Annotated in this window: 12 protein-coding genes; 4 read left to right on the top strand and 8 right to left on the bottom strand. The window is 68.9% G+C overall.

The annotated features are described in order from the left end of the window. Positions 1–332 precede the first annotated feature (332 nt). From mraY to FrCorBMG51_RS22910, 8 genes are all read right to left on the bottom strand, one after another. Positions 333–1,400 (bottom strand): phospho-N-acetylmuramoyl-pentapeptide-transferase, encoded by a 1,068-nt coding sequence (mraY, locus tag FrCorBMG51_RS22945; RefSeq protein WP_047225085.1) that lies wholly within the window; start codon positions 1,398–1,400, stop codon positions 333–335. Further along, positions 1,397–2,836, bottom strand: coding sequence for a UDP-N-acetylmuramoyl-tripeptide--D-alanyl-D-alanine ligase (locus FrCorBMG51_RS22940; RefSeq protein ID WP_047225084.1), 1,440 nt, complete (start codon positions 2,834–2,836; stop codon positions 1,397–1,399). Before FrCorBMG51_RS22940 ends, mraY begins: the two co-directional genes overlap by 4 nt. Positions 2,837–2,849: 13 nt before the next feature. Then, positions 2,850–3,110, bottom strand: a complete 261-nt coding sequence (locus tag FrCorBMG51_RS22935; protein ID WP_047225083.1) for a hypothetical protein — start codon at positions 3,108–3,110, stop codon at positions 2,850–2,852. After that, the gene (locus FrCorBMG51_RS22930) at positions 3,107–3,427 is read right to left on the bottom strand and encodes a GrpB family protein (RefSeq protein WP_235433842.1); all 321 of its coding nucleotides are present in this window, start codon (positions 3,425–3,427) and stop codon (positions 3,107–3,109) included. The genes FrCorBMG51_RS22935 and FrCorBMG51_RS22930 overlap by 4 nt, the downstream gene beginning before the upstream one ends. An 850-nt stretch (positions 3,428–4,277) precedes the next feature. Beyond that, positions 4,278–5,549 carry an ATP-binding protein gene (locus FrCorBMG51_RS22925; protein ID WP_086055637.1) on the bottom strand — a complete coding sequence of 424 codons (1,272 nt, stop codon included), beginning with the start codon at positions 5,547–5,549 and terminating at the stop codon, positions 4,278–4,280. Positions 5,550–6,046: 497 nt separating this feature from the next. Continuing rightward, complete coding sequence (locus FrCorBMG51_RS22920; protein WP_235433841.1) at positions 6,047–7,669, bottom strand: MFS transporter; 1,623 nt, start codon at positions 7,667–7,669, stop codon at positions 6,047–6,049. Positions 7,670–7,759: 90 nt separating this feature from the next. Beyond that, entirely contained in the window at positions 7,760–8,767 is a 1,008-nt protein-coding gene (locus FrCorBMG51_RS22915) for a YihY/virulence factor BrkB family protein (protein WP_047225092.1), read from the bottom strand. A gap of 216 nt (positions 8,768–8,983) precedes the next feature. Further along, a complete protein-coding gene (locus FrCorBMG51_RS22910; protein ID WP_235433840.1) occupies positions 8,984–9,880 on the bottom strand; it encodes a glycosyltransferase in 897 nt (298 codons plus the stop codon). Positions 9,881–9,952: 72 nt separating this feature from the next. On the opposite strand from FrCorBMG51_RS22910, the gene FrCorBMG51_RS22905 reads away from it, so the two are divergent. The 4 genes from FrCorBMG51_RS22905 to FrCorBMG51_RS22890 all read left to right on the top strand — a co-directional run bounded on the left by FrCorBMG51_RS22905 (position 9,953) and on the right by FrCorBMG51_RS22890 (position 15,591). Next, complete coding sequence (locus FrCorBMG51_RS22905) at positions 9,953–11,197, top strand: hypothetical protein (RefSeq protein WP_047225081.1); 1,245 nt, start codon at positions 9,953–9,955, stop codon at positions 11,195–11,197. 338 nt (positions 11,198–11,535) lie between these two features. Continuing rightward, entirely contained in the window at positions 11,536–11,733 is a 198-nt protein-coding gene (locus FrCorBMG51_RS22900; RefSeq protein WP_235433839.1) for a hypothetical protein, read from the top strand. Between the two features lie 599 nt (positions 11,734–12,332). Beyond that, positions 12,333–14,144, top strand: a complete 1,812-nt coding sequence (locus FrCorBMG51_RS22895; protein ID WP_047225080.1) for an alpha/beta fold hydrolase — start codon at positions 12,333–12,335, stop codon at positions 14,142–14,144. 166 nt (positions 14,145–14,310) lie between these two features. Further along, positions 14,311–15,591 carry an IS256 family transposase gene (locus tag FrCorBMG51_RS22890; RefSeq protein WP_047225079.1) on the top strand — a complete coding sequence of 427 codons (1,281 nt, stop codon included), beginning with the start codon at positions 14,311–14,313 and terminating at the stop codon, positions 15,589–15,591. Positions 15,592–15,685: the final 94 nt, after the last annotated feature.

Below are 15,685 nucleotides of genomic sequence, written 5' to 3'. Positions count from 1 at the left end.
TCCGACCTCAGGCTGTCCCCGACCTCAGGTTGTCCCTGAGTGGGTCGTGCCTTCCCAAGGACGCCTGTTCTTCCAGCCCCGGGCATCCAGCCGGAACACCGCCTCGGGTATGCCTCGGCTATGCCGGGGGTATGCCGGCCGGAACACGCCTCGGGAGGCCATCCCGGAAACGCCCGCCTGAACCGCCGTGGAGCCGGCAGGAGGCCACCGCGAGACGGAACTGCCAAGAGCCCACCGCGGAGCTGGCAGGCACCGCCTGGTGACCGCCAGAAACCACTGTGGGAACTGTCAGCAACCGCCATGAGGACTGCCAGAAAGCGCTGTCGGAGCGGTCAGGAGCCGCCGTGGGAGAGGAACTCCGCGTAGAACAGGCCGAGTCCGAACGCCACGGCCAGACCGGAGACGATCCAGAAGCGGATGATGACCGTGGTCTCGGGCCACTCCGCCAGCTCGAAGTGATGATGGATCGGCGCCATGTTGAAGACCCGCTTCCGGGTGGCCTTGAAGAAGGCCACCTGCAGGATCACCGACAGCGTCTCGACGACGAACAGCCCGCCGAGAACGAACAGCAGCAGCTCCGTCCGGCTGACGATGGCGATGCTCGCGAACGCGCCGCCGAGAGCCAGAGAACCGGTGTCGCCCATGAATATCTTCGCGGGGCTGGCGTTCCACCACAGGAAACCGAAACAGGCGCCCATGGCCGCCGCCGCCACCAGCGCGACGTCGAGCGGGTCCCGGACGAGATAGCACCCCGGGCCGCTGGCGCCCGGCCCGCACAGGTTGCCGAACTGCCAGAAGGAGATCACCACATAGGCGCCGAACACCATCGCCGAGGTGCCGGCGGCCAGCCCGTCCAGCCCGTCGGTGAGGTTCACCGCGTTCGACGTCGCCGCGATGATGATCCAGGCCAGTAGCGGGAAGCCGACCAGGCCGATCGAGATGTCGGTGTCCCGGACGATCGAGACGAACGTCGACCCCGGCAACAGCCCTTCGGCGTTCTTGAACCGGACGGCCAGCAGCCCGAACGCCAACGCCACCGCAGCCTGCCCGGCGAACTTGGTGCGGGCGGTGAGCCCGAGGCTGCGCTGCTTACGGATCTTGATGTAGTCGTCGAGGAAGCCGACCACACCAAGACCGGTCATGACCATCAGGACGAGCAGCCCGGACGCGGTGAAGCCCTTCATCGTGACGACGTGCGCGATGAAGTACCCGGCCAGCGTCGCAAGGATGATGACCGTCCCACCCATGGTGGGCGTGCCCCGCTTGGTGAGGTGGCTGGACGGCCCGTCCTCACGGATCTCCTGACCGTAGCCCTGCCGGCGGAACAGCCGGATCACCGATGGTGTCCCCAGCAGCGACACCACAAGGGCCACCATCGCGGCGACCAGTACACCTCTCACCCGTGCGCACCCCACTCGCCGGGCGCGGCATCCAGAGGTGTGGCACCCAGGGACACAGCACCCGACGTCAACTCGCTCGCGACCCGCTCCAACCCGAATGCGCGGGATGCCTTGACCAGTACCACATCGCCCGGTAGCAGCTGTTCCCGCAGCAGTGTGCACGCCTGCTCGACGTCGGCGACCCACACCGACTCCCCCGACCAGGACCCTTCCAGCGATGCCCCGAGGTGTATCCGGCGCGCCCGCTCGCCGATTGCCACCAACTGCTCCACCCCGAGGCGGACGACGAGCCGGCCGATGGCGTCGTGCTCGTCGTCGGCGCTCGCGCCGAGTTCCTCCATGCCGCCGAGAACCGCCCAGGCCCGCCGGCCCTGGCTGAGGTCGACCAGGGTCTTCAACGCGGCCCGCATGGACTCGGGGTTGGCGTTGTAGGCGTCGTTGATGACGGTGACGCCGGTGTCGGTCACCGCCACCTCCATCCGCCAGCGGCTGCGCGCCCGGGCCCGCGACAGCGCCTCGGCCGCTCGCGCGGGCGGCAGGCCGAGGCGGATCGCGACCGCGGCGGCGGCCAGCGCGCTGCCGACCTGGTGCTCGCCGACGAGAGTGAGCGCGACCGGGTGCCGCTCACCGGCGGCCACCAGGTCGAAGCGGGCACGGCCGTCGTCGCCGACCCGCACGTCGTGCGCCCGCACGTCCGCCCGCTCCCCCTCACCGAAGGTGATCACCTCGCCGCGGGCGCGGGCGGCCATCCCGGCGACCAGCGGGTCGTCGGCGTTGAGGACGACGGCGTCGGAGGCGGCCTCGGCCAGTTCGCCCTTGGCCCGCACGATACCGGCCCGCCCGTCGGCGTACTGGCCGAGATGCGCCGAACCGACGTTGAGCACGACCCCGATCCGCGGACGGGCCAGCTCGCACAGGGCGGCGACGTGGCCGGGCCCACGGGCGCCCATCTCCAGTACGGCGAACCTGGTGGCCGGCTCGATGCGCGTGACGGTCAGCGGCAGGCCGATCTCGTTGTTGAACGAGCCGATGGCGGCGACGGNGGCGACGGTCGGCCCGAGCTCGCCGAGCAGGTCGGCGAGCAGGTCCTTGGTGGTGGTCTTGCCCGCCGAACCGGTCACCGCGACCACCGTCGCCGACGACCGGGTGCGCACCTCGGCGGCGAGCGCGGCCAGCGCGGCGACCGGATCGGCGACCACCACCGCGGGCACGCCCACCGGCCGAGCCGCGAGCACCGCGGCCGCGCCGGCGCCCGCCGCCACGGCGGCGAACTCGTGGCCGTCGACCCGCTCCCCGGCCACCGCGACGAACAGCGCGCCGGCGGTGACCTGGCGCGAGTCGATGACGACGCTGGTCACGGCGGCGTCAGGATCAGCCACGGCGTCCAGTCGGCCGCCACAGGCCACAGCGACCTCGCGCAGGGTCAGCGTCATCACCGTTGGACGCCCCTCACGCCGGGTGCTGACGCGACACGGGACGCCATCCGGCCAGCTCCGCCCGCAACACGTCACGGTCGTCGAAGGGCGTCACCACGCCGGCCTGCTCCTGACCGGTCTCGTGTCCCTTGCCGGCCAGCACGACCGCGTCTCCCGGCTGGGCGAAGCCCACCGCGAGGCGGATCGCCGCGGCCCGGTCCGGCTCCACCATGACACGGCCACGGGCGCTGGGCGGCAGCGTCCCCACGCCGGTACACATCTGCGCGATGATCAATTCCGGATCCTCCGACCGGGGGTTGTCGCTGGTGAAGATCGNACGATCGGTTTGGCGGCAAGACCCGGGACGGACGTGGAGCCGATGTGCGCGACGCGCCGGGCCCGCGAGCCGAGCGCCGCTTCTATCCGGCCTCGTTCCGCCTGGAACCGCACAGGCCATGCCGGGTCGTAGTCGACGACCTGGATGACGCGGTGCTCCACCCCGCCGATCAGCTCAGGGCCTCTGGTCACCGTTCCATCCTGCCCGGGACGCGGCAGTTTCCGACGAACCAGGCCGTCGATCTCCAGGTATGGCACGACCCCCAGGTATGGCATGCCCTGGTTCCTCTCCGTCATCAGCGGTGATCTGCCGCACATAGGCGCCGAGTTCCTCGACTGGCCCGCAGGCCGGGCGCCGTCCCGCGGAAAGATCCGCCCACGCGGGCGGGCGTCGTCCGTCCCAGCCACGGAGCGCGCCGGCAGAGGAGCGGGGACGGACGAGCCAGAAAACTCCGGAAGGTGATGCCGGGATGTTCCGTCGTCCGCAGCCCCTCGTCCACCAGCCGGTTCGCCGCTGATGACAGGGAAAGACCTGGATGTGTGGCCACATACGCCTGTAGGCGTACCGCGACGGCGGCATCGAACCGCACCGGTGTAGGAGCCTTTCTCGTCATGCGACTACAGCGCAGTCGCCATCTTGGCAGCCACCAACGCGACGGCATGCGGACTCGTACACGGAGATCCGTTTTCTCGGCGAAGAACCTTCCCGCCCACCGGGAACCCGCGGCCGGACACCCTCCGTGATGACTCCAGATGCCCGGCCGCGCCCTTCGGTAGTACGCATCTATGTAGATGACATCTACATAGATGCGGTTCAGGTGTGACGACGGGCTTTGTCGGACGAGCGGCCAAGCTCGCTCTCCTGCGGAAACGGCTGGATGGGGTCACCACCTCGCGTTCCGGGACGGCGCTCGCCATCCGAGGCCGCCGCCAGGTAGGCAAGTCACGCCTCGTGCAGAAGTTCCGCGATCAGGCCGGCGCCCCCTACCTGTTCTTCACCGTCACCGCTGGATCCGGCCAGGGCGAATCTCGTGCAGGACCCGTCCGACCTTCTCTCGGCCTGGCAACCAGCGACCTGACCGGACGGACCGTCAGTCAGCGGAGGCGGCTCCACGGCCCCGGTCGCCTACGGGGCCCAGAGCGTGTCGACGGGCAGGATGTGCAGGCGGTCCTCGAACGTGTACGAGCGTGTTCCCAGGTAGAACACGACACCGGCCACGAAGGCGTCGCCGGTGGCTTCGCGGAGTTTGCGGAGCGGGACGAGATCCTCACCCGGTACCCGACCGGCAGCCTTGACCTCGAACGCCACCAGCATCCCGTCATCACGTTCGACAACAAGGTCGACTTCGTCGCCGTCACGGGTGCGCCAGTGGCCGGCCCCGCTGACCCAGTCCGTCCAGGATGCCTGTTTGAGCAGCTCGGTGACGACAAACGTCTCCAGGAGATGTCCGAACTCGGTGAGCGTGGTCGGGTTACGGGCGGCCAGTTTCCGCGGTGTCAGCCGCAGCAGCCGAGCCGCTACCCCGGAGTCCAGAACATGGACTTTCGGTGACGCCGTGGACCGTGTGGTAAGCGTGTTCCCCCACGCCGGGAGACGGTAAAGCAGGAACACCGCCTCGAGCAGCCGTAGATAGCTGTACGCGGTCCTCTCGTCGAGACGGACGCTCGACGCGGCCCGAGCGATGTTGAGTACCTGCGCGGTCTGGCCCGCCAGCCGCTCGAACAGGACCGGCAACGAAGCCGCCTGGCGGATCCTGACAAGCTCCCTCACGTCGCGTTCGAGGCTGAGCCGGACGTAGTCGTCAAGCCAGCGACTCCGCGACGCGAGCGAGGCCCGCGCGAGCACCGACGGGAACCCGCCCGCCGTGACGCTGTCGATGTACTCCTCACCGCTGGTCACCGACGGCCGGGCCGCGGCCACGGCGGCGGCCGGGTCGGCGAACAGGTCCTCCAACAGGTGCTCGTGAACCCCCCGGAGCTCACCCTGCGACAGCGGATAGACCGGCAGCCGGTGCAGACGGCCAGTGAGCGCCTGGGCAGCCCGGGGCAACGCCTCGTGGCGGGCCGAGCCCGTCAGAACGAAGCGACTGGGTCTGCCGTCACGGTTGAGTTCAGCCTTGATCGCGTCGAGGACAAGCGGGACGTGCTGGTACTCGTCGATACAGACCGGTCGTGGGCCCGCGACGAACGTGCCCGGGTCCCGGGCCACCGCGTCGCGTATGGCCACGTCGTCCAGGTCGACCAACTCCGCGCCGACCTCACCGGCGAGGTTTCTGAGCAGGGTCGACTTGCCCACCGACCGGGGGCCCTGAAGAAGGACCACGGACTCCTCGAGCATCCGGCTCGCGACGATGGGCGCCAGCCGCCGCGGCACCAGGCCGCGCAACCGCGTGCTCACGGCCGAGACTCTACCCGAGCTACGGATTTGGAGGGGCGTGAGCTACGGATTTGGAGGGGGGTGAATGCCGGATCTGGAGGGGAGTAAGTGCCGGATCTGGAGGAGGGCGAGCGCCGGATCCGGAGGCATCCGAACTACGGATCCGGCGGGCTTGTCACGCCGGAGACAGCGGCGCCGAAAGCCACCAGCCGGAGCACGACCGCCATGCCTTCTCCCCTGACGAAGGCCCGTCTCACCTACCGGGAGCATGCTGACGGACACCTTCCGCAACAACTCTGGGCGCTCCGGTACACAGTCAACCCAGGTGGCTTCACCGGCCTCGAGCATCTGCTCCAGGTCATTCCCGTCACCCGCCCCCGACCACAGGCCAGGCCAGGCCAGGCCAGGAACCACACAACGCAAACCGATCATCCACCAACAACCGCCCGAGCCCGGAACGAGTACGTAAGTGGCTGCTACAGCAGCCAGTTGCCCCTCGTTGTCGTGATCTCCTTTTCTCACGTTCCGACCGGTGTTGGTGTCGGGGCTGGTTGTCGGGACGGGATGCGGTGGGTGAGGAACAGGGCGGCCAGGGCGATGACGGCGAGTAGCGACAGGGAGGCGCGCAGGCCGTCGATGCGGGCGCCCGCGTTGTCGGTGGTGATCGCCTCGGCGGTGTCCGGCGGGACGCCGGCCTCGTCGAGGCGGGTCTTCAGGTCCTGGTCGGACAGGAAGGGGATGCCTTCGGACAGGTGCACCTCGGCATGCGTGGCCAGGTCTGCCGGCACGGCGGGGTCCTGCTGGACGCCGGTGAGGAACGACGTGGTCAGCACGGAGACGAGCACCGCGCCGGCCGCCGCGGTGCCGATCGAGGCGCCCAGGTTCGTCACCGTGTTCTGCACCCCGCCGACCTCGCCGCTGCGCTCGTCGGCGACCGCGGACACGGTGACGCTGCCGAGCTGCGACGCGAGCGCGCCCACCCCGAGGCCCGCGAGCAGCATCGGCCATGTCACGATCTCCGGCCCGGCGCCGACGTCGAGCGCGGCAATCATGATCGTTATACCGGTGAACAAGGCGAGGAAACCGCTCCGGACAACGCGCCGGGGCGAGGCACGTGGGAAGACTCTGGGAATACCGACGGCGGCCACCAGCAGGGCGATGGACAACGGCAGCAGACGGACACCGGTCGCGACCGCCGAAAGCCCGAGCGCCACCGACAGATACAGCGGCACCACGAAGAAGAGGCCTGCCTGGAGCAGGTACTGGAAGAAGAACGACGTGAGCCCGGCCCGTAGCGTCCGATCGCGCAGCAGCACCGGGTCGAGCAGCACGGCAGCACGTCGGGCGAGCCGGCGTTCCTGCCACCAGACGAAGAGCCGCAGGATGCTCCCGCCGGCGAGGATCAGCCAGATCACGGGTGAGAGCCCCAGCCAGACGGGCGCGCCGGGCGCCGGCCGGACCAGGCCCCAGCTCCCCGACCGCAGGACGCCGTACACGATGAGAGCCAGGCCGGTCGCGGACAGCGCGGCGCCCACGAGATCGAGACGCCCGCCCGCCGCCGCCGTCGTCGTCGGAGGCGCTGTCGTCGGGGGCGTAGCCGCAATCCCCCGGGTCAGCCACAGGATGACGCCCACCACGAGGACCTCGCCCGCGAAAACCCAGCGCCAGGACAGATAGGTGGTGAACAGACCACCGACAAGCGGGCCCGCCGCGACCGCGATCGCGCCGGCGGCGGCGACCAGCCCGTAGGCGCGCGGCCGTTGCCCGGGCGGGAAGTTCGACGCGACGAGGGCGACGACCGCGGGCATGATCAGCGCGGCGCCGACCCCTTCGAGGAACGACCAGCCGAACATGAGGACGGCGAGGTTCCCTGCGACGGAGGTCGTCAGCGACCCGCAGCCGTAGACGACGCAGCCGAGGGTGAACACGCGCCGATGCCCGAGGATCTGCCCCAGCCTGCCTCCGGTGATCATGAATGCGGCCATCACCAGGGTGTAGAAGGTGATGGCGGTCTGGATGCCGGTCACCGTGGTGCCGACGTCCGCGGCCACGGTGGCGATCGACACGTTCATGACCGAGCTGTCCAGGGTCATGAGGAACTGCGCCGCCGCCAGCGTGGGGAGAACGGCCCGGCCCGCCACGACGGCTCCTCCTGCCCTGGCGCCGGGGCCCTGGTTCCCGGCAGTCCGGCGGGTCATCGGTCGACACGCCCGCCCTGGCACCTGGTCACGTCAGGACTCCCGATTCTGGTTCCGGCCGCCGCGGCCGGAATCCCGTTTGGCACGTTTTCTCTTCATGATGCGGGTGGCCGGTTTCCGCGTCTCGTTGTGCCACATTCCGACGATCGCCCCTCCGGTGAGGACAACACCAAAACCGATCAGCCAGGAAAGAATCGTGAAAACGACGCCGATGCTCCCGTAGTTCCGCTCGTTCGCGACGATGGACGAGGAAAAGGTCAGCCTGCCCACCACGCCCAGACCGGTCAGGCCGACCGTCGTGAACGCGGCGGCCGGCCAGGCCTCGCGCCACCCGAGCCGGCCGAGAGTGAGCACTCTGACACCGGCCCAGACAAAGAACAACAGCCCCGCGGTGTTGAGCAGGCCGTAGCCGATCTGACCGGGAATGGTGCCGGTGAGCAGCGCCCCGGCGGCGGTGGTGCCGGCGAGAAAGACAATGAGCCCGCAGAGCCAGCCGACCTGGGCCGGGACACCGCGAAGCCCGAGCGGCCGAAGCCCGAAAACCCTGACATAGACGGACTGCACGGTCGTGGCCAGGCTCAGGCCGCCGAGAATCAGCCAGAGCGCGCCCAGTATCGACCAGCCGTTGCGGACCGTCCCGTCCTGTGGTGCGAAAAGCCGTTCGACGGCCTGCGCGGCCTCCTGACTCAGACCCATCCGCCTGATGATCACTTCTGCCGCGCCCCCGGAGCGCAGCGGTGACAACGCGGCCAGCGCGATGATGAACGGAAAGAACATCATCAGAATGAGCGCGGCGAGATTCATCGCGCCGTTGATCAGATCACCCTGACGCAGCCTGGATGCCAGATCCTCCGCCGCGCTGCCCCGCAGCCGCGCCCGAACACGCCGAACAGCCGTCGCCATCCGCCCGAACAGCCGCCGTATCCGGTCCGCGGCGGCACCGCCGGCGCCACGGACGTCGACGGCTCCGCCGGCTCCGTCGGCGCCGTCGGATGGCCGAGGGGTACGCCCGTCACCGCGCGCACGTCGGCTCCTGGGCATGGCCCCCTCCAGACCGCGCATCCTCACCGCCGTCAGCGGCCGCGATCGTCCGCCAACCGGCCGACCAGCCAACCGGCCGACCAGCCCAACCGGCCGACCGGGCCGTGCACCTCAGCATCTCGGCACGTGGGCGTCCTCGCACCTCCGACGGTCCGAAAGCAGCGGAAGGTGCTCCTCGCGGCAAAGGCACCCGATTCCCAGCACGGCGCGCGGGTGTCACTGTGGCGGTTTGGCCGCCGACGGTAAATTCGTCGATCTCAGCCCGGATTGACCCGGGATGGACGAGGACGGGGGGCGGTGCGCGTGGCGCGGACCGAAGCTGGTGGTGAACCCGGACGTCGGGGTGAAACCCTCAGTCCCAATCTTCCCAGGGAGGTCCGGCCGCGAGCAGGGAGGCGCGCTGCCAAATAAGCAAATACTGAGACCCCCCCCCGAAAAGTTGCTGTTCCGGCGGGAACGCTGGGCGTCGTGGCGGCGGTAGCGCAACGTTGGGACGTCGAGCAGAATGCCGGTGGCGAGCGCGGAGCCGGCGATGAGGGTCGCGGTGTCCTCGACGCCGCGCAGCGCGGCCCACCCCCCGACGGCGAGAAGCAGGTTCCGCCGCCACATCACCCCTGCCGGATGTACGGGTGGCAGCGTGCGGTCGGGTAAGGCGGACGCCCAGGCGACGGCGAGCGCTCCGCGTGCCAGCGGTCCGGCGGGCACGGCCAGCGGCGCGGTGCGCAGGGTCCCGTCAGCGTGCAGGTCGCGGGCGTGGCCGACCGCGTAGCCGGCGTGGGTGTGGGTGGCGAGCGCGCCGCTGAGGGCTGCGAGCGCGCCGGGTTCGAGCTCGTCATCGGCGTCGAGGTTCTGCACCAGCGGCGCGGTGCACGAGCCGAGGGCGATGTTGCGAGTGACCGCGGGGCCTTCATCGGTGCCGTGCGCGGCAATCCGGACCCGGCCGTCGTCCGCCGCTCCGCAGGCGGCCAGCGCGTCGAGAACCTCCCCGGGAGGCCCGTCGACCTGGACCCGCCACGTCCAGTGGGGATGGCGCTGGCGGTGCAGCGAGTCCCACGCCGCCGGCAGGTATCCGGCGTATTCGGCGTGTACCGCGGTGACCACATCCACCCACATGTTCGCAATGTGTATCAGTCCGAGTCGAATTCGTGTGATAGATATGCCGATAAGATCCAGCGGAGGGGGCACATGGACGTCGCATCGATCAACACGCGACTCGGCCGGGTGGCCTCAGCCGACTCCCGCGAGCTGGACCGGGTCTGCGAGGAGGTCGCCGCCGAACTGATCGACGCGGACGTCGAACCCCCCTTCCGCATCCCGTCGGCGGACTTCGTCACCGACCCCTGGCTGATCTGCGCTGACCGGTACTGGCGCCGCCGGCTGCTCCACCAGCCCACCGTCGAGGTCGCGGCCCGCTGCGCCCGCTGGCTACACGACCACACCGACCCGCCCGTCCGCCCGGACATCATCGAGAAGTGGTCGCTGGGCTACGCCTTCATCACCAAGGACACCGTCGAGTCCCGCCACGACCTCACCCTCGCCACCGGCCGGATCGTCGAGACCTTCCAGGGCTCCACCGACATCTGCTACTTCGCCACGCTTTACCATGCCGGCAAGCTGCGCGCGAACTTCTGGTTCGACGAACTCCACCAGTTCCTCGAATCCTCCCTGCTCGCCGTCGCCGCCGGCCAGCACCGCGACGACCCGCTGTTCACGGGTCTACGCGCGTTCGCCGCCTTCGGCAGCCGCACCATCACCACCAGTCACGCGCTCGAGCTCCTCGACACCGCCTGGAGCACGGCGCCGCGCTCCCGCGCCGTCGTCGACGTCTGCCTCAACGCCCTGTGGGCCGCCCCGCCGTTCCCCGGCCAGGGCGAACAGCTGCGCCGGCACGCCGCCGAGGCCGTCGCGGAGTACCCCGACGACCACCTCTTCCGGTTCCGCCTCGCCAGCGGACAGCGCATGTGCGGCGACTACACCGACGCGCTGGCCACCATCGACACCGCGCTGCGGCTCCTGCCCGCGATCGGCGCCAGGATCAGCCACGAACTGCTCCAGGGGCAGTACCTACGGGAGCGGGCGATGATCCAGGAAGGGCTCGACCGCGCCGCCTGGACCAGCGACCAGCAGACCCGCTGGCGTGACCAGGACACCGCCAACCGGGACCTCCGCCGGACTCTCCAGACCTCCGCCATCCGCGCCGTCGAACTCGTCACCGTCTTCACCGCGGCCATCGCGTTCGCTGTCGGCTCACTCCAGATCACCCTCACCGGCGCCCTGCCCCTGCGCGACCGCGCGCTCCTCCTCGCCCTCCTCGGCGCCGGCCTCCTGCTGTTCGCCCTCCTGACAGTCGCCGGCACCTGGATCATCACCGGCCGCCACCACCCCGGCCCCCGCACCACCCCACCCGACCCCGGCGGCACCCAGCGTTAGAAGCCGTCTGCCGCTTTCGCCAAATCGGGTCGGCGGACATCGAAGGATGTGAGTTTTAGTGCTGCTGGACAGCACTGGACTCACATCCTTCGGCCTCGGGGACCGCCAGCTTGGGCCGGAGCGCTCCGGCCCACCCGGCTCCGCCGTGACAGGGCCGCCCCGGAAACGCCGGAACGTCAGACCCGTCGCGGTCATGCCCGCGAAACGACCGTGACCATGTTCGCGGAACGACCGTGACCATGACTTCAAACCGACCGCGATCATGGTCGCGGAACGACTGTGATCATGGTATTAAACTGACCATGACCATGCGTGTGGGCCGACCGGAGGAGGGTGGGATGACAGCCGGGCTGCCGGCTGCTGGCCTTTTCCCGAGACATGCCACGGACATCGCGGAACTGGTCCCGCTCCGACGCCGGACCTTCGTCCCGGCGGCACAGGTGCTCGCGATGTTCGCGCACGAGGCGCCACTCGACTCCGACCGGTTCTTCGCCGACCTCGACGGTGTCGTCGATCAGGGGCTCCTGGGTGAGTGAGCGCCCCAAACACCACAGCCGGCGCCTTCAGCTCGCCGGAGGAAAAACCGCCGCGGAACGGGCATCCATTCGATCCATGAGCCTGGCTGGGGCCGGGTCCTGCGGCATGCTTCGCCGTGCGTGTGATCGTGACCTGGCGCCTTGCGCGCCACCTCTACCGTGTCGACCGCCTGTTGCGCCATCGCGGCAACCACCGACGCCTACGCTGCGTGATAGCGTCATCGCGTGGAAGGATGGCGGCGTCCTCGATAATGGCCGCCGGTACACGTTGGCCCCGAGGACCGGCAAGAACCTCGAAACGAAAGCCGGCTCCACGGACACATCATCTGGGAACTGACTGGTTTGACCGCTTGTGCGCAAACCCTGAGCGGAGTCCGCTTATCTGAAGACATGAGCCTCCTCCTACTTCAGGGATGACCCCTGGCCATGTGGCGCTCAGGGAGCGCCCGGCTCGTATCCGAGCGGTTTATGCGCTTCCGTACGTCCTATCCACTTTGCCGCGACGAAGAAAAAGACCATGAAAATGCCGGGATCCCCGGCGGACAGCACGTGCCGGCCGCCCCACATGCTCGGTCGGCGACAGTGAGAGGACGGGCCTCGTGAGCCACCCGCAGGAAGACGACACGATCAACGCGGTCACCGCGGCACAGTTGAGCCGGATCGCCGATAGCGGCATCTATACCTCGGCCACATCTCTCGACCCGGCCGCCGTCAACGTCGCGCAGGCGCTGATCGCCACGCTGAGCGGCACGGCTGAGAAGGCGCTGCTGACCCCTGATCTCCAGAAGCTGACGGAGCAGGTGCGGCAGACGGCGAGCGTCGACTTTCCCCGGATCACCGCCACCGACGGAGTACGGCTGTCGGCGCACACGATCAGGCTCAGGACCTCGGAACCCCGACCCGTGGTGATCGTGCCCTCGGGCTGGACGCCCTTCGGCTGGGCCCTGTTCGAGTACACGTACCTCCAGCTGGCGCTGCGCGGCTACCACGTGCTGGCCTACACCCCGCGTGGAATCGGCTTCACCGGCAGCCCGTTCACCTCCGAGGGCACGATCGATGTGGCCGGGCCCTCGGACTGGGCCGATGGCTCAACCGTCATCGACTACGCCCAGCAGCACTTCGACCCGAGCCGGATCGCCTTCCTGGGCGAATCGTACGGTTCGGGTATCAGCCAGCTGGTCGCGGCGAACGATCCGGCGAGGCGCGTGAAGGCGGTCGTGGCCCTGAGCACCTGGGGCAACCTGGCCACGAGTCTCTACCAGCACGACACCCGGCATCTGGCGGCGGTGACCGCCCTGATCAACTTCACCGGCGGCCCGGTCGAGCAGAAGTTCGACGCTGCCACCCAGCAGATCCTGGCGGATTTCCAGGCCGGCCAGAACCTCGACGACGTAGTGGCATGGGGCACGGAGCGGGCGCCGTCGTCGTATGTCGAGCAGACCAATGCCCGCGGCATTCCCACGTTTTTCTCCAACACCTGGCACGAGACGCTGTTCCCGGGCAACCAGGTCGTCGAGCACTTCGACCGGCTGACCGTGCCGAAGCGGCTGAACCTGTGGATCGGCGACCACTCCGCGCCCGAGGGCGCCGGCCTGACCATCCCGTTCAGCGGGCCGAACCTGCCGGTCGACGAGGCATTCGCCTGGCTGGACCACTATGTGGGCGGGCTCGCCAACGACGTACCCGGCTGGTCCCCGGTCAACAGCCAGATCATGTTCACCTACCGGACCAGCACCGATCCGCAGACCGGGAAAGACGTCATCACCGAACCGGCCATCCGCGAGCCCAGGGCGTCCTGGGAGGATGTCACCACCTTCACCGAGCGGTGGTACCTGACCGCCACCGCGTCGGGCAGCCGTGACGGCGGTCTGCGCACCGCTCCGGAAACGGGCTGGACGCGGGAGTTCACCGCCGGGCAGCTGACCGAGGCCACCGCGGTGGACGCCATCATCACGACCGGCCAGGCCGAGTGGAAGGGCAACCCGAAGAGCTACAACACGGACAAGTTCGACCGCCAGAACCTCGCGGTCTGGGCCAGCGCTCCGATCACGGCAGACAGCCACGGCAACGCGGCCCGCCGGATCCGAGGCGTCCCCGAGCTCGCACTGACTGTGCGCAGCTCGGCCCGGTCCACGACCCTGGTGGCCTACCTGTTCGACGTCAGCTCTGACAACACGGCCCGCATCATCACGCACGAGCCCTACACACTCACCGACCTGGCTCCCGGGCAGGACCGCTACATCACCTGGAGGCTGCAGGCCGCCGGCTACGACCTGGCCCCGGGCCACCGGCTGATACTGACCGTCACCAGCAAGGACCCGCTCTACTCGGACGCGAGCGTCGACGGCAGCACCACAACGATCAGCTCACCCAACGGCAGTCCCGCATACCTGACATTGCCCCTGGGCTGACCCAGCAGCACCGCGGGCCCCTACCTGGACGAGTCGCACAGACTGATCGACCGGCTGCCCGAATCGCAGCGGCTCGGGACTGTTTCAAGATCGGTGTTTCCGGCCCGACACGCCGGGCCCTCGGGGTCCGGCGGGATGGGCACTGTGAGTGATGACATCGGGTGATATGACCCCTCGCAAGCAAGATCGTGAATCGGGGCGGCAGCTGTCGCCGGAGCAGGCCGCTGCGGCGGCTTTGGTCGCGGACGCGAAGGCGCGTGGGCTGGCGCTGACGGGGCCGGACGGGCTGTTGAAGCTGTTCACCAAGGCGGTGCTGGAAACGGCTTTGGCCGAGGAGATGACCGAGCATCTCGGCCATGAGAAGAACCGGGTACCGGCGGAGCGGGAATCGACCAACGTCCGTAACGGCAGCCGGACGAAGACGGTCGTTTCCGAGGCGGCCGGTGAGGTGGAGATCTCGGTTCCGAGGGACCGGGAGGGCACGTTCGAGCCGCGGATCGTGAAGAAGCGGCAGCGGCGTCTGACCGGTGTCGACGAGATTGTGCTTTCACTGTATGCGAAGGGTCTGACTACGGGCGAGATCTCGGCGCATTTCGAGGAGATCTACGGGGCGTCGGTGTCGAAGGAGACCGTTTCCCGGATCACCGACGGGGTCCTTGCGGAGATGAACGAATGGGCGTCGCGGCCGCTGGACCGTGTCTATGTCGCTGTTTTTATCGACGCGGTCGTCGTGAAGATCCGCGACGGCCAGGTCGGCAACCGGCCCGTCTACGCGGCCATCGGGGTCACCGTGGACGGCCACAAGGACGTCCTGGGGCTGTGGGCAGGTAGCGGAGGCGAGGGTGCCAAGTTTTGGATGGCGGTGCTCACCGACCTGCGGAACCGTGGCGTCGCCGACGTTTTCTTCCTCGTCTGTGACGGGCTGAAAGGGCTGCCCGAGGTCGTCGAGAACGTGTGGCCGGCCGCCACGGTCCAAACCTGCATTATCCACCTTATCCGCAATACGTTTCGGCTGACTTCGCGGGCCGATCATGACGCGGTGAAACGCGACCTGAAGCCCATCTACACGGCGCCTACTCCGGAAGCCGCCGCCTTCGCCCTCGACGAGTTCGAAGAAACCTGGGGGAAGAAGTACCGCGCCGTGATCCGGCTGTGGCGGAACGCCTGGGAGGAGTTTATCCCGTTCCTCGACTATGACGCGGAAATACGGCGGGTGTTGTGCTCGACGAACGCGATCGAGTCGCTCAACGCCCGCTACCGCCGGGCGGTCCGCGCCCGCGGGCATTTCCCGAGCGACCAGGCCGCGTTGAAATGCCTGTATCTTGTGACCCGCAGCCTGGATCCGACCGGGACCGGCCGCGCCCGGTGGGCTGTCCGGTGGAAACCCGTGATCGACGCGATGGCAATCACGTTTAGTGACCGCTGGCCGTCCGCTGAGACCTACTGATCAAATCCGCCGGAAACACTGATCACGAGACACTCCCCCACCTACAGGCTCCGTGGGTGTAGGTGGGGTCGGTTGCGGTAGTGATGGTTTCTAC

This window comes from Protofrankia coriariae (assembly GCF_001017755.1).
Classification (GTDB): domain Bacteria; phylum Actinomycetota; class Actinomycetes; order Frankiales; family Frankiaceae; genus Protofrankia; species Protofrankia coriariae.
The sequence above is the reverse complement of the archived record's forward strand: the minus strand, read 5'-3'. Positions and strand labels throughout refer to the sequence as shown.